Source organism: Streptomyces sp. NPDC088097 (assembly GCF_044741845.1).
In the GTDB taxonomy this organism is placed as follows: Bacteria; Actinomycetota; Actinomycetes; order Streptomycetales; family Streptomycetaceae; genus Streptomyces.
Genome location: NZ_JBIUTJ010000005.1, coordinates 195116 through 215310 on the forward strand (window position 1 = coordinate 195116; position 20195 = coordinate 215310).

Annotated in this window: 20 protein-coding genes and 1 pseudogene; 11 read left to right on the plus strand and 10 right to left on the minus strand. The window is 69.8% G+C overall.

Annotated elements, in window-relative coordinates:
• Positions 1 to 186: 186 nt before the first annotated feature.
• The 6 genes from ACIOD1_RS18305 (at position 187) to pknB (ending at position 8222) form a co-directional block, all read left to right on the plus strand.
• Complete coding sequence (locus ACIOD1_RS18305) at positions 187 to 987, plus strand: DUF3662 and FHA domain-containing protein (protein WP_365616065.1); 801 nt, start codon at positions 187 to 189, stop codon at positions 985 to 987.
• 10 nt (positions 988 to 997) lie between these two features.
• The gene (locus ACIOD1_RS18310; protein WP_365616068.1) at positions 998 to 1504 is read left to right on the plus strand and encodes an FHA domain-containing protein; all 507 of its coding nucleotides are present in this window, start codon (positions 998 to 1000) and stop codon (positions 1502 to 1504) included.
• A gap of 141 nt (positions 1505 to 1645) precedes the next feature.
• Positions 1646 to 3109: a PP2C family serine/threonine-protein phosphatase gene (locus ACIOD1_RS18315; protein WP_365616071.1), complete on the plus strand. Its 1464-nt coding sequence runs from the start codon at positions 1646 to 1648 to the stop codon at positions 3107 to 3109.
• Positions 3110 to 3140: 31 nt separating this feature from the next.
• A complete protein-coding gene (locus ACIOD1_RS18320) occupies positions 3141 to 4565 on the plus strand; it encodes an FtsW/RodA/SpoVE family cell cycle protein (RefSeq protein ID WP_365616078.1) in 1425 nt (474 codons plus the stop codon).
• Positions 4562 to 6028, plus strand: coding sequence for a penicillin-binding transpeptidase domain-containing protein (locus tag ACIOD1_RS18325; protein WP_365616081.1), 1467 nt, complete (start codon positions 4562 to 4564; stop codon positions 6026 to 6028). The genes ACIOD1_RS18320 and ACIOD1_RS18325 overlap by 4 nt, the downstream gene beginning before the upstream one ends.
• 157 nt (positions 6029 to 6185) lie before the next feature.
• Positions 6186 to 8222, plus strand: coding sequence for a Stk1 family PASTA domain-containing Ser/Thr kinase (gene pknB / locus ACIOD1_RS18330; RefSeq protein ID WP_365616084.1), 2037 nt, complete (start codon positions 6186 to 6188; stop codon positions 8220 to 8222).
• 109 nt (positions 8223 to 8331) lie between these two features.
• On the opposite strand, the gene ACIOD1_RS18335 is transcribed toward pknB, so the two are convergent.
• The 6 genes and pseudogenes from ACIOD1_RS18335 to ACIOD1_RS18360 form a co-directional block, all read right to left on the minus strand.
• Positions 8332 to 9072: a class E sortase gene (locus ACIOD1_RS18335; RefSeq protein WP_365616087.1), complete on the minus strand. Its 741-nt coding sequence runs from the start codon at positions 9070 to 9072 to the stop codon at positions 8332 to 8334.
• Positions 9073 to 9085: 13 nt separating this feature from the next.
• Positions 9086 to 9973 (minus strand): annotated as a pseudogene (locus ACIOD1_RS18340) (class E sortase); the annotation flags it as partial.
• Positions 9916 to 10554: an aminodeoxychorismate/anthranilate synthase component II gene (locus ACIOD1_RS18345; RefSeq protein WP_365616089.1), complete on the minus strand. Its 639-nt coding sequence runs from the start codon at positions 10552 to 10554 to the stop codon at positions 9916 to 9918. The gene ACIOD1_RS18345 and the pseudogene ACIOD1_RS18340, both read right to left, overlap by 58 nt.
• Positions 10551 to 10727, minus strand: a complete 177-nt coding sequence (locus tag ACIOD1_RS18350) for a hypothetical protein (RefSeq protein WP_365616091.1) — start codon at positions 10725 to 10727, stop codon at positions 10551 to 10553. The genes ACIOD1_RS18345 and ACIOD1_RS18350 overlap by 4 nt, the downstream gene beginning before the upstream one ends.
• Positions 10728 to 10819: 92 nt before the next feature.
• Positions 10820 to 11536: a class E sortase gene (locus ACIOD1_RS18355; protein ID WP_401903331.1), complete on the minus strand. Its 717-nt coding sequence runs from the start codon at positions 11534 to 11536 to the stop codon at positions 10820 to 10822.
• Entirely contained in the window at positions 11505 to 12281 is a 777-nt protein-coding gene (locus ACIOD1_RS18360; RefSeq protein WP_365616094.1) for a DUF881 domain-containing protein, read from the minus strand. The genes ACIOD1_RS18355 and ACIOD1_RS18360 overlap by 32 nt, the downstream gene beginning before the upstream one ends.
• Before the next feature lie 91 nt (positions 12282 to 12372).
• Between ACIOD1_RS18360 and crgA the strand changes: the two genes are divergently transcribed.
• Entirely contained in the window at positions 12373 to 12627 is a 255-nt protein-coding gene (gene crgA, locus ACIOD1_RS18365; protein ID WP_365616096.1) for a cell division protein CrgA, read from the plus strand.
• 194 nt (positions 12628 to 12821) lie between these two features.
• Here crgA and ACIOD1_RS18370 read toward each other — a convergent pair whose 3' ends face one another.
• Positions 12822 to 13697, minus strand: a complete 876-nt coding sequence (locus ACIOD1_RS18370) for a rhomboid family intramembrane serine protease (RefSeq protein ID WP_365616098.1) — start codon at positions 13695 to 13697, stop codon at positions 12822 to 12824.
• A 149-nt stretch (positions 13698 to 13846) separates the two neighbouring features.
• Positions 13847 to 14374, minus strand: coding sequence for a peptidylprolyl isomerase (locus tag ACIOD1_RS18375; RefSeq protein ID WP_365616221.1), 528 nt, complete (start codon positions 14372 to 14374; stop codon positions 13847 to 13849).
• Positions 14375 to 14548: 174 nt separating this feature from the next.
• Here ACIOD1_RS18375 and ACIOD1_RS18380 point away from each other — a divergent pair, with 174 nt between their 5' ends.
• Complete coding sequence (locus ACIOD1_RS18380; protein ID WP_401903334.1) at positions 14549 to 15268, plus strand: DUF5324 family protein; 720 nt, start codon at positions 14549 to 14551, stop codon at positions 15266 to 15268.
• A gap of 81 nt (positions 15269 to 15349) precedes the next feature.
• Here the strand turns inward: ACIOD1_RS18380 and ACIOD1_RS18385 are convergent, their stop codons facing one another.
• Together ACIOD1_RS18385 and ACIOD1_RS18390 are read right to left on the minus strand one after the other, a co-directional pair.
• On the minus strand, positions 15350 to 15886 hold the full coding sequence (locus ACIOD1_RS18385; protein ID WP_401903337.1) for a LysM peptidoglycan-binding domain-containing protein: 537 nt from the start codon (positions 15884 to 15886) through the stop codon (positions 15350 to 15352).
• Between the two features lie 139 nt (positions 15887 to 16025).
• A complete protein-coding gene (locus ACIOD1_RS18390) occupies positions 16026 to 16505 on the minus strand; it encodes a MarR family winged helix-turn-helix transcriptional regulator (RefSeq protein WP_365616104.1) in 480 nt (159 codons plus the stop codon).
• A 114-nt stretch (positions 16506 to 16619) separates the two neighbouring features.
• Between ACIOD1_RS18390 and ACIOD1_RS18395 the strand changes: the two genes are divergently transcribed.
• The 3 genes from ACIOD1_RS18395 (at position 16620) to ACIOD1_RS18405 (ending at position 20154) form a co-directional block, all read left to right on the plus strand.
• Positions 16620 to 18110 (plus strand): MFS transporter, encoded by a 1491-nt coding sequence (locus ACIOD1_RS18395; protein ID WP_401903340.1) that lies wholly within the window; start codon positions 16620 to 16622, stop codon positions 18108 to 18110.
• Positions 18111 to 18228: 118 nt separating this feature from the next.
• A complete protein-coding gene (locus tag ACIOD1_RS18400; RefSeq protein WP_401903343.1) occupies positions 18229 to 19512 on the plus strand; it encodes a DNA sulfur modification protein DndB in 1284 nt (427 codons plus the stop codon).
• A 225-nt stretch (positions 19513 to 19737) separates the two neighbouring features.
• Positions 19738 to 20154 carry a hypothetical protein gene (locus ACIOD1_RS18405; protein ID WP_401903346.1) on the plus strand — a complete coding sequence of 139 codons (417 nt, stop codon included), beginning with the start codon at positions 19738 to 19740 and terminating at the stop codon, positions 20152 to 20154.
• Positions 20155 to 20195 lie beyond the last annotated feature (41 nt).

The window sequence follows — 20195 nt, forward strand, 5'->3', positions numbered from 1 at the left end:
GTGCGTCCGGACCCGCCCCTCCCGCACCGTGCTCCGGGTGCGGGACACTGTCCCTGGAGCGCCCCTACGATCCCTTGTGAGGACCAACACTCCTCGGCACGGGACCGAAGGGGAACCAGCCGAATCCGCCACGCGTGGATACGATCAGTAAGCAGTACAGGGCGACAACGACGGAGGAGGTGCCCCATGGGAGTCATGAAGCGGTTCGAGCAGCGACTCGAAGGTCTGGTGAACGGCACCTTCGCCAAGGTCTTCAAGTCCGAGGTCCAGCCGGTGGAGATCGCCGGCGCCCTCCAGCGGGAATGCGACAACAACGCGACCATCTGGAACCGCGAGCGGACCGTCGTGCCCAACGACTTCATCGTGGAGCTGAGCGCCGGCGACTACGAGCGCCTGAGTCCCTACTCCGGCCAGCTCGGTGACGAACTCGCGGGCCTCGTCCGCGACTACGCCAAGCAGCAGCGCTACAGCTTCATGGGACCCATCAAGGTCCACCTGGAGAAGGCGGACGACCTCGACACCGGTCTCTACCGGGTTCGCAGCCGTACCCTTGCCTCCAGCACCTCCCAATCCGCGCCGCAGGCCCCGCAGGGACAGCAGCAGGGCGGCTACGGCTATCCGCCGGCAGCCGCTCCGCCGATGCCCGCGGGACCGCCTCCGGGTCCTCCCGGCGGCGGCGCACCCGTACCTCCCGGCGCCCCCGGCACCATGCGCCGGTGGATCGAGATCAACGGCACCCGCCACCAGATCTCGCGCCCCACGCTCGTACTCGGCCGAAGCACCGAGGCCGATGTGCGGATCGACGACCCCGGCGTATCGCGCCGGCACTGTGAGATCCGGACCGGAACACCCCCGACGATCCAGGATCTCGGGTCCACCAACGGCATCGTGGTGGACGGGCAGCACACCACCCGCGCTACGCTCCGCGACGGCTCGCGGATCGTCGTGGGCAGCACCACCATCATTTACCGGCAAGCCGAAGGGTGAAGCGGGGGCAATGTCAGAGCTGACCCTGACGGTCATGCGGTTGGGTTTCCTGGCCGTTCTGTGGCTGTTCGTCATCGTGGCCGTTCAGGTCATCCGCAGCGATCTCTTCGGAACGAGAGTCACGCAACGCGGCTCCCGCCGCGGCGCCGCTGCCAACAACGCACCCCAGCAACAGCAGACGGGGCGGCAGAGCGCGCCGCCCCAGCAGCGCCAGCGCAGGGGTGCGCCCACCAAGCTCGTCGTCTCCGAAGGCACCCTCACGGGCACCACGGTCGCCCTCGCCGGGCAGACGATCACGCTGGGCCGGGCACACGACTCCACGATCGTGCTGGACGACGACTACGCCTCCAGCAGGCATGCCAGGATCTACCCCGACCGTGACGGCCAGTGGATCGTCGAGGATCTCGGGTCCACCAACGGCACGTATCTCGACCGGACCCGGCTGACCACCCCGACGCCCATTCCGCCGGGCGCCCCGATCCGCATCGGCAAGACCGTCATCGAGCTGCGGAAGTAGTACGAGAATGAGCGAGCGGAGCGAGCGAGCCGCGGCGGTCCGTCCCACCGGGGACACGGACCCGAGCGCGCTCCCGACCGGAGGGTGGGCAGTGTGGCTCGAGACCGGTTGTACCCCGAGGCGTCGACAGGGCAGGTGCGCATGAGTCTGTCCCTGCGGTTCGCCGCCGGATCGCACAAGGGGATGATCCGCGAGGGCAACGAGGACTCCGGCTACGCCGGTCCCCGCCTCCTCGCCATCGCCGACGGCATGGGCGGCCAAGCCGCCGGCGAGGTCGCCAGCTCCGAGGTGATCTCGACCCTGGTGCAGCTCGACGACGACGTCCCGGGCTCCGACATCCTCACCTCCCTCGCCACGGCAGTGCAGCGCGCCAACGACCAGCTGCGCGTCATGGTCGAGGAGGACCCCCAGCTCGAAGGCATGGGCACCACGCTCACCGCCCTGCTGTGGACCGGCCAGCGCCTCGGACTCGTCCACGTTGGCGACTCCCGCGCGTACCTGTTGCGCGACGGCGTCCTGACGCAGATCACCCAGGACCACACCTGGGTGCAGCGGCTCGTCGACGAGGGCCGGATCACCGAAGAGGAAGCCACCACCCACCCGCAGCGCTCACTGCTCATGCGGGCGCTCGGCAGTGGCGACATCGTCGAGCCCGACCTCTCCATCCGCGAGGTCCGTGCCGGCGACCGCTACCTCATCTGTTCCGACGGCCTCTCCGGCGTGGTCTCCCACCAGACCCTCGAAGAGACCCTCGCCGACTACCACGGCCCCCGCGAGACGGTGCAGTCGCTGATCCAGCTCGCCCTGCGCGGCGGCGGACCCGACAACATCACCTGCATCGTCGCCGACGTCCTCGACACGGACAGCGGGGACACCCTCGCCGCCCAGGTCAACGACACCCCCGTCGTCGTCGGCGCGGTCGCCGAGAACCAGCACCAGCTCTTCGACGGCGGCAACGCCATGCAGACCCCGGCCGGCCGCGCCTCCGGGCTCGGCCGCCAGGCCGCGCCGCCCGCCGGCTCCTTCGGGCCCCCCGGCAGCGGCGAGAGCCCCGGCTACGGATACCCCGACCAGAGCCAGGGCGGCGGTGCGTACGGCAGCTTCGGCGAACCCGAGGCCTACGATGCCGACCCGCAGTACGAGGACACGTACGACCACCCCCGCCGGCGCCGCAGCAAAGGGCGCAAGTGGACCACCCGCACGCTCATCCTGCTGCTGGTGGCCGGTGTCGTCGGCGGAGGCCTCTACGCGGGCCACCGCTGGACGCAGACGCAGTTCTACATCGGGGTCAAGGGCGAGCACGTCGCGCTGTACCGCGGCATCAGCCAGAACCTCGCCTGGATCCACCTCTCACAGGTGGAGACGGACCACCCCGACATCGAACTGAAGTACCTGCCGTCCTTCAAGCGCAAGCAGGTCGAGGCCACCATCAGCGAGACCAGCCTCGACGGAGCCCGCCAGAAGACCGACGAGCTCGGCACCCAGGTCTCCGCCTGCAAGAAGGACGAGGCCACTCGTGCCGCGCAGGCGCAGAACCCACAGACGCCCGGCCCCAGCCTGACTCCCGCGGAGCAAGCTGTCGTCGGCCAGTGCGAAAAGCAGTAGACACACGCGGGCACAGGGGGCCCGTCACACCATGAGCGTTGTCACCAACACGACCACCATCGGCGCCATCGAGGCGCCGAGCCGGCGGAACACCGAGCTCCTGCTGCTCGCCTTCGCCGTGGTCATCCCGATGTTCGCCTACGCCAACGCAGGCCTGGCGATCGACGGCAAGCTGCCCCCGGGCATGCTCACGTACGGCCTCGGCCTGGGCGTCCTCGCCGGCGTCGCGCACTTCGTCGTGCGCCGCTACGCGAAGTACGCCGACCCGCTGCTGCTGCCGATCGCCATCCTGCTCAACGGCCTGGGCCTGGTCCTGATCTGGCGCCTGGACCAGTCCGAGCGCCTCCAGAACCTCGCCAAGCGCAGCTTCGGCACGTTCTCGGAGTCCGCGCCGCGGCAGATGATGTACACGGCCCTGGCCATCGCCCTGTTCGCCGGCGTGCTGCTGGTCCTCAAGGACCACCGCGTGCTCCAGCGGTTCACGTACATCTCCATGGCCGCCTCGCTGGTCCTGCTGATCCTGCCCGTCATCCCGGGCCTGGGCGCGGACGTGTTCGGTGCCAAGATCTGGATCAGCGTCGGCGGATTCTCCATCCAGCCCGGTGAGTTCGCGAAGATCGTCATCGCGGTGTTCTTCGCCGGCTACCTGATGGTCAAGCGCGACGCCCTGGCCCTCGCCAGCCGCCGCTTCATGGGCCTCTACCTGCCGCGCGGCCGCGACCTCGGCCCGATCCTGATGATCTGGGCGATGAGCCTGCTCGTCCTCGTCTTCGAGAACGACCTCGGCACCTCGCTGCTGTTCTTCGGCATGTTCGTGATCATGCTGTACGTGGCCACCGAGCGGACCAGCTGGATCGTCATCGGCCTGTTGATGTCGGTCGGCGGCGCCGTGGTCGTGGGCGCCACCGCCAGCCACGTGCAGGCCCGTGTGAACGCCTGGCTCGACCCCTTCGGCTGCTACAGCAAGTCCGGCGCCTGCGAGCAGGTCGGACAGTCGATCATGAGCTTCGGTTCCGGCGGGGTGCTCGGCACCGGCTGGGGCCAGGGCAACTCCGACCTCATCGGCTTCGCGGCCAACTCCGACTTCATCTTCGCCACCGTGGGCGAGGAACTCGGACTGACCGGTGTCATGGCCTTCCTGCTGCTCTACGGCCTGATCATCGAGCGGGGCGTGCGCACCGCCCTCGCCGCCCGCGACCCCTTCGGCAAGCTCTTCGCCATCGGCCTCTCCGGCGCCTTCGCGCTGCAGATCTTCGTCGTCGCCGGCGGCGTCATGGGCCTCATCCCCCTCACCGGCATGACCATGCCCTTCCTCGCCTCGGGCGGTTCCTCCGTCCTCGCGAACTGGGTGCTCATCGCCATCCTGATCCGGATCAGCGACACCGCACGCCGACCTGCCCCGGCCCCCGCCCCGTCCTCCGACTCCGAAATGACCCAGGTGGTCCGCCCGTCATGAACAAGCCCCTGCGTCGTATCTCGCTGTTCTGCGGGCTGCTCGTCCTCGCGCTGCTGATCCGGACCAACTGGCTGCAGTACGTCCAGGCCGAGGAACTCAGCACCCGCAAGGAGAACCGCCGGGTCCAGATCGCCCAGTACGCCACGGAGCGGGGCAACATCATCGTCGGGGGCCAGCCGATCACCGGGTCCGCGGTGACGGACGGCAGCGACTACAAGTACAAGCGGACGTACCTGGACGGGCCCCTGTGGGCTCCCGTCACCGGCTACGCCTCGCAGGCCTTCGGCTCCACCCAGCTGGAGTCCCTCGACGACGGCATCCTCACCGGCAACGACGACCGGCTGTTCTTCGACCGCACCATCGGCATGTTCACCGGTGAGAAGAAGCAGGGCGGCAACGTCGTCACCACCCTGAACGCGGCCGCCCAGAAGGCCGCCTTCAAGGGCCTCGGCGACAAGAAGGGCGCGGTCGCGGCGATCGACCCGCGCACCGGCGCCATCCTGGCCCTGGTCAGCACCCCCTCGTACGACCCCTCCAGCTTCGCCGGCAACTCCAAGGACGACGAGAAGGCCTGGGTCTCCCTCAAGGACAACGAGGACAAGAACCTGGTCAACCGCGCCCTGCGCGAGACCTACCCGCCGGGCTCCACCTTCAAGGTCGTCACGGCCGCCGCCGCCCTGGAGCACGGGGTCGTCACCGACATCGACGCCCCGACGGACACTCCGGAGCCCTTCCTCCTGCCGACCACCCGGACCCCGATGGTCAACCACGCCAAGGGCTGCGAGAAGGCGAGCCTGAACTTCGCCCTCCAGGTGTCCTGCAACTCCGTGTTCGCCAACGTCGCCGACAAGGTCACGAAGGCGAACATGTTGGAGACGGCGGAGAAGTTCGGCTTCAACAACGACAAGATCGACACCCCGGTCCGGGCCTTCGCCAGCGTCTACGACAAGAACATGGACCGGCCCGGGAACTCGCTCTCCGCGATCGGCCAGTTCAACACCGCCGCCACCCCGCTCCAGATGGCCATGGTGGCCGCCGCGGTCGCCAACGACGGCAAGCTGATGAAGCCGTACATGGTCGACCAGCTGACCGCGCCCAACCTCGACGTCATCGAGAAGCACGAGCCGCAGGAGATGAGCCGTCCGCTGTCGGCGGCGAACGCCCAGAAGCTGCAGCAGATGATGGTCAACGTCGTCGAGAGCGACAACGGCACCGGCGCGAAGGCCAAGATCAAGGGCGTCACCGTCGGCGGCAAGACCGGTACGGCCCAGCACGGCGAGAAGAACGCCAAGCGCCCCTACGCCTGGTTCATCTCCTACGCCAAGACCGACAAGGGCTCCCCCGTGGCCGTCGCCGTCGTCATCGAGGACAGCGACGCCGACCGCGAGGACATCACCGGTGGCGGCCTGGCCGGCCCCGTCGCGAAGGCGGTCATGGAGGCCGTCCTCAACAACAAGGGATGAGACGGGAAGACAGGATCCGAGCGCTCGGTACCGGTCCGATATCAGCCTGTGGTCACGAACCGATCACTGACGATCGGCCGGTAGCCTTTGCGCGAACAGCACACCGCCGGACCACACACCGGTGCGGTCGGGACTGACGGAGAGGGCTGCAAACGTTATGGAAGAGCCGCGTCGCCTCGGCGGCCGGTACGAGCTGAGCCACGTGCTCGGCCGTGGTGGCATGGCCGAGGTCTACCTCGGTCACGACACCCGGCTCGGCCGTACCGTCGCCGTCAAGACCTTGCGCGCCGACCTCGCCCGCGACCCGTCCTTCCAGGCCCGGTTCCGCCGCGAGGCCCAGTCGGCCGCATCGCTCAACCACCCCGCGATCGTCGCCGTCTACGACACCGGCGAGGACTACGTCGACAACATCTCCATCCCGTACATCGTGATGGAGTACGTCGACGGATCCACCCTGCGCGAGCTCCTGCACTCCGGCCGCAAGCTGCTGCCCGAGCGCACCCTGGAGATGTGCATCGGCGTCCTCCAGGCCCTGGAGTACTCGCACCGGGCCGGCATCGTGCACCGCGACATCAAGCCCGCCAACGTCATGCTCACCCGGACCGGACAGGTCAAGGTCATGGACTTCGGCATCGCCCGCGCCATGGGCGACTCCGGCATGACGATGACGCAGACGGCCGCCGTGATCGGCACCGCCCAGTACCTCTCCCCGGAGCAGGCCAAGGGCGAGCAGGTCGACGCGCGCTCCGACCTCTACTCCGCGGGCTGCCTGCTCTACGAGCTCCTCTGCGTCCGGCCGCCGTTCGTCGGGGACTCCCCGGTGGCGGTCGCCTACCAGCACGTGCGCGAGGAGCCCCAGCCCCCCTCGAACTTCGACCCCGAGATCACGCCCGTGATGGACGCCATCGTCCTCAAGGCCCTGGTCAAGGACCCCGACTACCGCTACCAGTCGGCGGACGAGATGCGGGCCGACATCGAGGCCTGCCTCGACGGCCAGCCGGTCGCCGCGACCGCCTCCATGGGCGCCGCGGGCTACGGCTACCCCGACCAGAACGGCTACGGGCACCAGGGCTACGACCAGCCCACCACCGCCCTGCGCTCGTCCGACTCCGGCCAGACCTCGATGCTCCCGCCGATGCCTCCGGGCGGCAACGACGGCTACGGGTACGGGGACCAGGGCCACGGGGGCTACGACCAGGGCCACGGCCGCCGTCAGCAGAAGAAGAGCCGGGCCTCCACGGTCCTGCTCGTGCTGGCCGGCGTACTCGTGCTGGTCGGCGCGATCCTCATCGGCCGCACCCTCTTCGAGGGGACCGACAACAGCCCCACCGTGCCCAAGTTCGTCGGTGACACCCTGGACTCGGCCCAACAGAGGGCCGGCAGGGTCGACCTCAAGGTCGAGAAGGAAGCCGACGAACCCTGCGACGACCAGCCCAAGGGTCGGATCTGTTCGCAGAACCCGGCCGCCGGCGCGACCGCCGACAAGGGCTCGACCGTCACGGTCAAGGTGTCCTCGGGTGCGCCCAAGGTCAAGGTCATCGACGTCATGCGGATCCCGTACGACGAGGCCGAGACCGCGCTCAAGGCCAAGAACTTCCAGGTCACGAAGAAGCTCGTGGAGTCCGAAGCGACCCCCGGCATCGTCCTCGACCAGGACCCCAAGGCCGGCACCGAGGCGGAGAAGGGCTCGACGATCACCCTCAGCGTGGCCAAGGAGGCCGCCAAGGGCGTCGTACCGACCCTCACCGGGCTGGACAAGGCCGCGGCGAGCAAGGCCCTCAGCGAGGCCAACCTGAAGCTCGGCAGCACCACCGACGTGGACTCCCCGGGGGCCGTGGCCGGATCGGTCGTGGCGCAGCAGTACAAGCCCGGCGAGGAGCTCGCCAAGGGCACCGCGGTCAACGTGAGCCTCGCCAAGGCGGCGGCCGCGCCGACGGCGGTGCCCCTGCTGGCCGGCCGGACGGTCGCCCAGGCCAAGGACGACCTGAAGCGGGCCAACCTCACCTTCGGCGCGGTCCTGTCGGGCCCGACGGACGAGAACGCGCTCGTGACGTCCTCCAACCCGACGGTCGGCTCGCCGCTGCCCGCCGGCACCGTCGTCAACGTCACCACCACGCCGAATCCGGGGCCGAACCAGAACGGCGGCAACAACAACGGCGGAGGAGGCTTCTTCGGAGGCCTCGGAGGCCGCTAGCGACGTTTCACGTGAAACAGGCCCGACCCCCACGCGGGGGTCGGGCCTGTTTCACGTGAAACACGGCTTCGATCGGCACCCCGGATCCCGGATGCCGGCACGCCTCGGTTCAGCGCAGCTCGGCGGGCAGGGTGCGCTTCTCGTCCACCTTCTCCGTCCGCACCAGCTCGCCCCAGACCACGTAGCGGTACTTCGAGGTGTAGACCGGGGTGCAGGTCGTGAGGGTGATGTAGCGCCCGGCGGCCGTCTTGCCGGACTCCTTGGGGACGGGGTTGATCACGTCCACGTTGTACTTCGAGGTCTGGCGCAGCTCGGCGAAGACCTTGTAGACGTACCAGGTGTCGCGGGTCTCGAAGACCACCGCGTCGCCGCTCTTCACCTTGTCGATGTTGTGGAACTTCGCTCCGTGCCCGTCGCGGTGCGCGGCCAGGGTGAAGTTGCCCTTCTCGTCCGAGGGCAGCGCCGACTTCACGGGCTCGGTGTAGTAGCCGGCCACGCCGTCGTTCAGGACGTCCGGGGCCGTGCCCGGCTTCACCAGCACCTCGCCGTTCTTCATGGCGGGCACGTGCAGGAAGCCGATGCCGTCCTTGGTGTCGAGGGCACCGGGCCCGGCGGAAGCGCTCGCCGAGGGGCCGGGGGCAGCGGACCACTGCCGGCGGATCTGGTCGCCCCGGGAGGCGGCCTGTCGGTCGGCGAGGACGTTCGTCCACCACAGCGAGTACGCCACGAAAAGGCCCAGGACCAGGCCCACCGTGATCAGGAACTCCCCGAGCAGGCTCAGGCACCCGGCCAGCGCACTGCGGTCGGCGGTCGGCGGAGCGGAGCGGCTGCGACGGCGGGCACGAGACACTGCGGGTTCGTCCTTACGGGCTGGTCAGCGCGGGCGGAGCACCTTGACTGCGGGGGCGTTCGTCGACCATCCTGCCCCATACGATCATCCGGTAGGTGCTCGTGAACTCGGGAGTGCAGGTCGTCAGCGTGATGTACCGGCCGGGTCCGGTGAAGCCGGAGCCGTCGGGCACCGGCTTGATCACCGCGACGTTCGTCGGGGGCGTCTGCGCCAGCGTGGAGGTCATCTCGTACGTGTAGTAGGCGTCGCGGGTCTCGACCACGACCCGGTCCCCGGGCACGAGACGGTTGATGTAGCGGAACGGCTCGCCGTGGGTGTTGCGGTGCCCGGCCAGGGCGAAGTTGCCCTGCTTGTCGGCCGGCATGGCCGTCTTGAGCGCGCCCTCCCCGTAGTGGCCGACCATCCCCTTGTCGAGCACCTTGGGCTTGCTGATCCCCTCCGCCACCGGCACCTTCAGGTCCAGCTTGGGGATGTAGAGGATCGCGAATCCCTGCCCGGGTTCGAAGGCGGCCACCGGGGGAGCGGCGGAGCCGCCCGCTGCGGGTGCCTGCTCCCAGGTCTGGCGCAGCGAGCCGGCGGCCCCGTTGGCCGCGCGCTCCGCGAGCAGGTTCGTGTACCAGAGCTGGTAGGCGACGAACAGCAGCATCACCAGGCCGAGGGTGATGAACAGTTCACCGGCCGCCCGGCTCAGCACCACGACCGGGCCGCCCGAGCGCGGGCGGGCTCGCCGTCGGCCCCGCCCGCCCCTCTTGCGGGCCCGCCCGTGCGAGCGTTTCGCGGCCTCCTGCGCCGCCCTGCGCCGCGCGGCCCGGCCCTCGCTGGGCGCGGACGGCGCGACCGTCGTCACGCGACGGCCTTGCCCACCACCGGAGCGAGCCCCACCGACCGCTCCACGGCGTCGGCGTCACCGCAGCGCACGAGCCAGTTCGCGAGCATCCGGTGGCCCCATTCGGTCAGCACCGACTCGGGGTGGAACTGCACGCCCTCCACGTCGTGCTCCCGGTGCCGCAGGCCCATGATGATCCCGTCCTCGGTGCGGGCGGTGACCTCCAGCACGTCGGGGAGGGTCAGGGGCTCGGCCGCGAGGGAGTGGTAGCGGGTCGCGGTGAAGGGCGAGGGCAGTCCGGCGAAGACGCCCAGGCCCCCGTGGAGCACGGGGGAGGTCTTGCCGTGCAGCAGCTCGGGGGCCCGGCCCACGACGCCTCCGTACGCCACGGCCATCGACTGCATGCCGAGGCAGACGCCGAAGACGGGGACGGCGGTCGCGGCGCAGTGACGGACCATGTCGACACAGACGCCCGCCTCCTCGGGGGTGCCCGGTCCGGGCGAGAGGAGCACGCCGTCGAAACCGTCCTGGGCGTGGGCGAGTTCGACCTCGTCGTTGCGCAGCACCTCGCACTCGGCACCGAGCTGATAGAGGTACTGGACCAGATTGAAGACAAAGCTGTCGTAGTTGTCGACAACCAGAATGCGCGCGCTCACGGAGTGGCTCCCGATCCCTCGTCCACCGTCACGTCGTTGAACGGCAGGAGCGGCTCGGCCCAGGGGAAGACGTACTGGAAGAGTACGAAGACCACCGCCAGGACCAGTACGAGTGAGATCAGCGCGCGTACCCACGCGTTGCCGGGCAGCTGCCGCCAGATCCAGCCGTACATTGCGTCCGCGTCCCTTTCGCTCTGCGCACCGCGGGAGCGGTACCGCAACAGCCTAAAGGCCCGGGGCCCGGCGGCGGGGGTCACGTGGGCAATCAGACGGGTCGGGTGTCCGTGAGCTCGGCCCAGACGATCAGCCGGTGGCTGTGGCCCCACTCCGGTTCGCAGGTGGTCAGCGTCAGGTACCTGCCGGGCGTGGTGAAGGGGGAGCGCTTCGGCACGGGGTCGACCACCCCGGTCTCGGTGGGCAGGGTGCGCAGGGGCGCCGCGCGGACGGTGTACGTGTACGACGTGCCCGCGACGCGGACGATCACGGCGTCCCCCGGGCGCAGCTCGGGGACGTCCTTGAAGGGGTCACCGTAGGTGCGCCGGTGCCCGGCCACCGCGAAGTTCCCCTCGCCTCCCGGGCGGGCCGAGCCGGGGTAGTGACCCAGGCCCTTCTTCAGCAGGTCGGTGCCGGTGCCTTCGAGGACGGGCTTGCTCCAGTCGGCGCCGAAGCGGGGAACGTACATCTCGGCGAAGGCCCGACCGGCCGGGTAGGGGGGCGGTTCGGGGGCCGGGGTGGCCCGCTGGGGAGCCGGGGCGCTCGGACGCGGGTCGGGGGCGCCGGCGGGCGCCGCGGCGGCCCAGTGCTCGCGCAGGCGGGCCCGCTCCTCGTCCATGGCGCGGTCGGCCTTGACCCCGGTCCACAGGAGTACGTAGACCACGAACAGGACGATGAGCGTCCCGACCGTCAGGCACACCTCGCTGAACGTCCGTACCGCCAGGCGCAGTACGAGGTCAGGGCGCGGCGGACTCCAGCGGCTTCGCATAGTGGAGGTCCACTGTGCCGGAGTAGCCCGGGAGTGTCAGCCTCTTGTCCTCCTCCACTTTCCAGCCCAGCCCGTAGGCGTTGACGTAGAGCTGGTAGTTCTGCAGGGCGGGGGAGGCGGCGAGCGCCTTGCGCAACGCGCCCGGGTCGCCGACGGCGGAAACCTTGTAAGGGGGCGAGTAGACCCGGCCCTGGAGGATCAGGGTGTTGCCCACGCAGCGGACGGCGCTGGTGGAGATCAGGCGTTGGCCCATGACCTCGATGCCCTGGGCGCCACCGAGCCAGAGGGCGTTGACCACGGCCTGGAGGTCCTGCTGGTGGATGACGAGGTCGTTGGGCTGCGGTTCGGGGACCCCGGGGACGCGGGCGGTCGCGTTGGGCGGGGCGTCGTTGAGCGTGACGCTGAGGCCCTTGCCGCTGAGTTCCTCGGTGCCCGAGGCCTTGCGCAGGGCGTTCAGGCGGGCGTCCTGGGCCTTGGTGCTGCCGTCGTCGCGGTCGGCGAGGGCGTCGACCTGGGAGCGCGCGAGGGCGGTGCTCTTCTCCAGCTCGGCGTTGCCGGCGCTGCGCTCGTGGATCAGGTCGGACAGCTTGAGGAGCGAGGTGTCCGTCCGGATGTTCGTACCCTTGGACGTGTTGAAACTGGTGACGAAGATCAGACCGGCCAGGGCGAAGACGGCAGCGGTCAGCAGCCTGACCGGTCTGGCCCGGCGACGGGGACCCACGGAGGAGTCGTCGGAATTGCTCAACGTACCCTTCTCCTTCAACGCCACAGGTCCACTACGCTAACGGACGCCCGGGGCAGGCCAGGTCCCCAGCGCATCGACAGGAGAGCCCCTCGTGCCGAAGTCACGTATCCGCAAGAAGGACGACTACACGCCGCCGCCGACGAAGCAGGCGCAGGCGATCAAGCTGACGAACCGCAGCTGGGTCGCCCCGGTCATGCTGGCGTTCTTCCTGATCGGCCTCGCGTGGATCGTCGTCTTCTACGTGACCGATACCCAGCTGCCCTTGGAGGCACTGGGCAACTGGAACATCGTGGTCGGTTTCGGCTTCATCGCGGCCGGGTTCGGCGTCTCCACGCAGTGGAAGTAGGACCGGTCCGACACCCGTTCGGCGGCTCTCCGACGGCCTGACGGCTGTCGGACGGCCGCTGAATCGCGCACGGACAGTGCGCAAACAGCGGCGGAACGCAAGCTCTCCCCAAGAGTTATCCACAGCGTCATCCACACCTGAGGAAAAGACAGAAGATCTGTGGATAACTCTGTGGAGAGTTGACGCCGGTGTGATCAGGTGAGTGCGACCGTACGGACCGCGATCACCGCTGCCGCCAGCAGGAACACCGCCACGCAGCTCCCGACCTGGAGCAGGGTCCGCTTCCGCCCCGAGGCGGGGGCCAGCAGTCCCAGGGCCACCAGGGCACCGCTCACCAGGCCCCCGATGTGGGCCTGCCAGGACACCGACAAGCCGCCCCCGAACGGTACGAAGGTGATCAGCAGCATCAGCCCGAGCGTGATCAGCACGGGCCGCATCTCGTAGCGCAGCCGGCGGGCCAGGACCACGGTGGCGCCGAGCAGCCCGCAGATGGCGCCCGAGGCGCCCAGGGTCGGCGTGTTCGGCTCGGTCAGCAGGTAGACGAGGGCGCTGCCGCCCAGCCCGGAGATCAGGTACAGCGCGAGGTAGCGGACCCGTCCCAGGGCCGCCTCCAGCGGGCCGCCGATCACCCACAGGGCGAACATGTTGCCGAAGATGTGCCACCACTCCACGTGCAGGAACACCGAGGTCAGCAAGCGGTGGTACTGGCCGGTGGAGACCCCTTCGACGGGGGCCCCGAAGTACTCGACGTAGCGGCCGAGCAGCTCCAGCTGCACGGCCAGCCCGTGGACGGCGTAGGTGGCGAGGAACACGGCCACGTTGATCCCGATGAGGATCTTGGTGACGAGCTGCGGATCACCGGCCACCATCCCGCCCGCGAGGGTCCGCGGCGCGTTCGCCGCGGGGGCGTGCCCGGTGCCGGACCCCTCCCGGACGCAATCGGGGCACTGGAAGCCGACCGAGGCGCTGATCATGCACTCGGGGCAGATGGGACGCTCGCAACGGGTGCAGCTGATCCCCGTGTCGCGGTCCGGGTGGCGGTAGCAGCCCGGCAGGCGGTCGGTGTCCATCGGTCCCCTCGATCGGCGGCGAGGCAGGGGAGGATCCCCCGCCGGTCCCGTGTGTGGACCGACCACGCGTCCACCACGGATGTATCCAGGACGGACGGGCGGGGCGCAAAGGTTCCCGAAGGCCCCGGACCGGGACCGGGACCGGGGGCTCAGCGCTCTTCGACGGTGACCGACTGGATGATCACGTCGTCGACGGGCCGCTCGGTGCGCGGGTTGGTGGCGCCCGCGGCGATCCGGTCCACGACCTTGCGGCTCTCCGCGTCGGTGACCTCGCCGAAGATGGTGTGCTTGCGGGTCAGCCACGCGGTGGGCGCGACCGTGATGAAGAACTGGGAGCCGTTGGTGCCCGGTCCGGCGTTGGCCATCGCGAGCAGGTAGGACTTGGTGAAGGCCAGGTCGGGGTGGAACTCGTCGGCGAACTGGTAGCCCGGGCCGCCCGTGCCGTTCCCCAGCGGATCTCCGCCCTGGATCATGAAGCCGCTGATGACGCGGTGGAAGACGGTGCCGTCGTAGAGCGGTGCCGTGGTCTTCTGGCCGTCCGTCGGGCGGGTCCACTCGCGGGCTCCCGTGGCGAGCTCCACGAAGTTCCGTACGGTCTTCGGGGCGAAATTCTTCAGGAGCTCGATCTCGATGTCGCCCTGGTTGGTCTTCAGGGTGGCGTAGAGCTTCTGGGCCACGGGCATGCCTTCCATAGTCATCACTGTCGGTGCCGATCCTCCCACGGAGGGCAGTCCGGCACAGAAATCCTCCACCCGTATGCCCTGTCGCGCATGCCCGGCGGCCCTGTGGCAGGCATGATCCGACAAAGGGTGGAAAGGTGAACTGTGTCCGCCACCGAGGAGGAGGATCCTGTGACCCGCAAGGACAGCGTGCGCCTGGCCGCCGAGAGCGCCAAGGACACCGTGAGGCACGCAGCGGAAGCGGTGGCGCCGTACGCAGAGACCGCCAGGGACGCGGCCGTGCACTACGCGCACGAGGCGAACGAACGGCTGACACCGAAGGTGTCGTACGCCGCGAACCAGGCCTCGAACCAGGCGCGTGCGGCCTACGACTCCCATCTGCATCCGATGATGCAGGCGGCCCGCGCGCACGTGCCGCCGACCCTGGACCGGGCCGCCGGCGAGGCGGTCTGCCGCACGCGCAGGGCCGCCCGCCAGGCCGCCGACTACACGCAGCCGCGCTTCGAGAGCGCCGTCGCGGCCGCCACTCCCGTCGCCGAGGAGGCCGCCTCCCGCTCCACGGCGGCCGTCGCCGCGCTGCGCGGGCAGGTGTCGGCGAAGGATGTGCGCCGGATCGTACGGCGACACGAGCGCCGGGAGCGCTGCGGCCGGGCCGCGAAGGGCGTCGCGCTGATCGGCGTACTCGCGATCGGCGCGTACGCGGCCTGGAAGTGGTGGGACCGTCAGTCGAACCCGGACTGGCTCGTGGAGCCGCCGCTCGCCACCGAGCTGTCGGCGCGTGACGCGGAGCCGGCCGGCTTCGACGACGAGCTGGCCGACAAGGAGCGCGAGACGGGCTCCGGTTCGGGCTCCGGCCACAACGGCTCCGACGGCGGCAAGCAGCAGCTCTGACGCACGGCGCGCGACGAAGGGCCCGGATCCCGTTCTCGGAGATCCGGGCCCTTCGTCGTGTCGTGTCCGGGGAGCCGGCGATCAGCTCGGCAGGGTCAGGACCTGCCCCGGGTGGATCATGTTCGGGTTGCCGCCGATGACCCCCCTGTTCATCGCGTACAGCTCACGCCAGCGCCCCTCGTTGCCCAGCTCGTGGCGGGCGATGGCCGACAGCGAGTCCCCCGGCTTCACCGTGTACGTGCGCTTCCCGGCGACCGGGGCGTGCTTGGGCGGCACCGGTACGGCCTTGTGCGCGGCCGAGCCCGGGCTCGGGGCCGCCCCGGCCGGCCGGGGAGGCGCGGACGGCGGCTTCGGAGCCGCCTGCATCGGCTTGGGCGGCGGCGGGGTGATCTTGGGCGCCGCGGCCGGTGGCGCGGCGGCGGCCATCCGATCGGCGGCCGCCTTGGTGGCCTCGGCCGCGTCGGCGTACTTCGTGCCCGCGTCGGCGGGCGTGCGCGGCGCGGTGGACGGCCCGGACGCGGACGGAGCCGCCTGCTGCTCCACCTGCTCCTTCGCCTTCTCGGCGGCCTCGTGTTCCTTCTTCTTCTCGTCGGACCTCAGGAAATCGAAGAGTCCCATGTGCGTACGCCTCCGGCGTGGTGTTGCCCCCTGGGTACGGTCCCTGCTCCCACTCTCGACCACGGCACGCCCACCGGCCCAGTGACGGGACCATCCGAGGGACGTTCACGAGCCGGTCGGGCGCGGCCCCCGTCGCCCGCTACTGGCGGGCCCGGCGCGCCGGTCGTGGGCTCTCGGACGGCTCCGCCAGGCCGCCCCCCGCGAGCAGCTCCAGCGCGTGCAGCAGCGCCTCGCGCGCGGGCGCCGGAAGGGAACCGAGGGCGTCGGCGTGCACCCCGTCGACGATCCGGGTGCTCTCCACCGCCAGGGCCGCCCCCTTCTCGGTGACGGCGATGATCCGGGCCCTGCGGTCGGTGCTCGAAGGGCGCCGCTCGGCGAGTCCGGCCTTCTCCAGGGCGTCCACCGTCACGACCATCGTCGTCTTGTCCATGTCGCCGATCTCGGCGAGCTGCACCTGTGTGCGCTCCTCCTCCAGGGCGTGGACGAGGACGCAGTGCATCCGGGCGGTCAGCCCGATCTCGCCCAGCGCGGCGGCCATGCGCGTGCGCAGGACGTGGCTGGTGTGGTCCAAGAGGAAGGAGAGGTCTGGCCGGGTCTGAGCGGGCGCCATCGCAGTCATGTCCCCAGTCTAGCAATTCGATCCGAAGAAAATAGTCTGCAACGAAACCATCTGCTACGGTCACACCAGTTGCCGATCAGACGACGCCCTGCCTCCCGATGACCGGAGAGACCCATGTCCGCAGCCAGCCGCACCGCACCCGCCCCTTCAGCACCCTCGGTGCCCTCGGCACCCTCGGCACCCTCCGCCGCACGCGGCGCCGGCGCCCTGCGCTCACGCGGCACCGCCCTCGCCGTCCTGTCCACCGCCATGCTGATGACTGTCCTCGACGGCAGCATCGTCACCGTGGCCATGCCGGCCATCCAGAACGACCTGGGCTTCACGCCCGCCGGCCTCAGCTGGGTCGTGAACGCCTACCTGATCGCCTTCGGCAGCCTGCTCCTGCTCGCCGGCCGACTGGGCGACCTGATCGGCCGCAAGCGGATGTTCCTCGCGGGCACCGCCGTCTTCACCGCCGCCTCGCTGCTCGCCGGCATCGCCACCTCACCCGGCGTCCTGATCGCCGCCCGCTTCCTTCAGGGCGTCGGCAGCGCGATGGCCTCCGCCGTCGGCCTCGGCATCCTGGTCACCCTCTTCGCCGAACCCCGCGAACGGGCCCGCGCCATCGCCGTGTTCTCCTTCACCGGAGCCGCCGGAGCCTCCCTGGGGCAGGTGCTGGGCGGGATCCTCACCGACGCGCTCGACTGGCACTGGATCTTCTTCATCAACCTCCCCATCGGCCTCGCCGCCCTACTGGTGGCCCTGCCCGCACTCCCCTCCGACCGGGGACTCGGACTGCGCGCGGGGGCCGACGTACTCGGCGCCTCCCTGGTCACCGTCGGGCTGATGACCGGCATCTACGCCGTCGTACAGGTGGAGCGGTACGGCTGGACCTCCGCGCACACCCTCGGCCTCGGGGCGCTCTCCCTGGCCCTGCTCGCCGGATTCGTCGCCCGCCAGGCCAAGGCCGGCACCCCGCTGATGCCCCTGCGGATCCTGCGCTCGCGCACCGTGGTCGGCGCGAACCTGGTCCAGATGCTGATGGTGGCCGCGCTGTTCTCCTTCCAGATCGTGCTGGCCCTCCACCTCCAGCGGGTCCTGGGCTACGGCGCCGCCGAGACCGGTCTCGCGATGCTCCCCGCCGCCCTCGCCATCGGCGCCGTCTCGCTCGGCGCCTCCGCCCGCCTGGGCGCCCGCTTCGGCGAGCGGGCCGTCCTGCTCACGGGCCTCGGCATGCTGGTGATCGGACTCGGGCTGCTGACCCGGCTGCCGGTGCGGGCCGACTACGTCACCGACCTGCTGCCCGTGATGCTGCTGGCCTCCGGCTTCGGCCTGGCCCTGCCCGCGCTGACCACGCTCGGAATGTCCGCGGCGGGCGGCGCCGACGCCGGGCTCGCCTCGGGCCTGTTCAACACCACCCAGCAGATCGGGATGGCCCTGGGCGTCGCGGTCCTGTCCACCCTGGCCGCCTCCCGCACCGAAACCCTGACCGAAGCGGGCCGGTCCCTCCCCGAAGCCCTCACCGGCGGCTACCACCTGGCCTTCGCCGTCGGCGCCGCCCTCCTCCTGACGGCCCTCACCCTCACCGCCACCCTCCTCCGCACCCCCCGCACCCGCCAGAACTGAGCCGAGACCGAAGTACGGGGATGACAAAGCACCCTTAAGCACCCCCCGCAGTTCGTTATGCTCGACCGGTGCGCAGTCCTGGAGAACACCGGGACATCTCAGAACGACGGGGGCAGCAGTGGACAACCAGACGACGCAGTACGTGACCGAGCTGGATCGAGGTCTCGGCGACCCGGTCCGCATCCTTCAGCTCAGCCGGACCCGCCTGATGGCCACCATGCCCTGGGGTCAGCTGGCCCGGATCGTTCCCGACCCCCGTCGGGCCGAGCAGCCCCAGGCCATGAAGTACCTCTCCACCCCCGAACGCGAGCAGGCCGAAGCCCGCAATGAGGTCCAGCGCACCATCAAGGCCACGAAGAAGGCCCTGAACGCCAAGGACTACGCCAAGTACCTGGCAGCGGTCATCCTCGGCGAGCGCGGCGAACGATGGGCCACCCCGCCCTTCGCCCTCTGGATCCAGAGCCCCTTGGAAACGGTCCAGGCCCAGAGTCTGCTGGGATTCGACACGATCGCCTACCTCCCGTACGACACCACCGGCGTACTCATGGACGCCGAGACGCAGCACCTCGCCCACTTCATCCTCCGGGACGATCCGGCTGCCTACGGCCTGACCGCCCAGCAGATCCACGCCCGGTCGGTCGGTGTCGAGATCTACCACGGAATCGACCTCGTGGCCGCGCGTCAGATCTTCCACGACAGGAACCTGCTCGGCGTCGTCCCCAACAAGAACGTCGCCCTCAGCTCCGACTCCTCGAACGTGGCGACGAGCATCACTCTCGACCTCCTGGAGAGCATCCAGGTGCCCGATCCGGCAGGCAACGGCGAGCTGGTGCCACTGGGTGACATGGTGTCCGTACGGCAGCGGCAGCTGAAAGCCGCCGACACCGAGTGGATGACCCTGTCGACACTGCGGTCTTTCGTCATCACGGCGATCTTCGGCAAAGCCGGCTTCGAGAAGACGAGCGGGCCCATCTCCGAACTGCCCGAGGGCTGCACGCGGGACGTGGCCACGAAGGAGATCAACGACCTCCTGAACAGGATCCTCTCGACCTTCGCCGCCGCCCTCGGTGACCGCCACAACACAGTGATCGCGTCCCCGGCCGTGTTCGCCGCACTCGGCGCCGTCGCCCACCGCGCCACCTCCTGGAGCAAGGTCGGCTACGACGCCCTCACACCGGACGACCTCATGAAGCTGCTGGCCGACGTGAAGTGGGCCAAGAGCCCGACCTATTGGGAGGGCACAGCCGGCAAGGAGACCTCCACCGGGGCCTTCTCCCTCGCAGGCGGTGTCAAGGACAACGGGAGCAAGACCGCCGCCGCGCTCGGCGACCCGACATCACCGCGCTTCCAGTGGGTCCGCTACGGCCGTCCGGCCTCTGACCTGGGAGATCCCCGCAGTTGAAGATCTAATATCCCCGCACTTCGTCATGACGGCCCTTGGAGGCGGCAGGATCCTTAGAAATTGCCTTCCACAGTAGCCTCCGATAATCACACTGGCCCCCGCAGTTTGGACTAGGATCACCTGCACAGGCCGAGCCGCACGGTGAACGGGCTGTCCCTCCATGCCAGAAGCGCGTGGCGGGCACGAAGATTGCCGGATTGCCACCGGCGGCCACGGGGGTACAGCGTGAGCAGTACAGGGTGGGAGATCGTCGCCGTCATCGGCGCCGCGATCATCGGGGCGTTCGCGATCCTCGCGGTCCAACGCCGAAAGCACGACCGAGAAGACGCGACGCCGATCAAGGAGGTCACGCAGGCGGTCGAGAAGGCCGTCAAGGCCGGCAAGTCGGGCTCCCTGACCGAGCTGGCCGACCTATCGGCACGACTCGACGACTTCCTCGTCCGTCCCCCCAAAACGCTCCGGAAACCGCTCGAGCATGAGCAGCAGTGCCTCCTCGGCTACCGGCTCGCCCTCAGTAACACGCTCAACGGACAACTGCCGGAGACCGAGACCTCACCCGCCCTGTACGAGGTGGGTGTCCGCCTCAGGGACGCGAACCGGCTTCTGCATCAGGCCGCCGAGAAGTTCCGTCGGACGCGCTGAGCACACCGTCCACGAACGAAAAAGACCCCCTTGACCTGCGT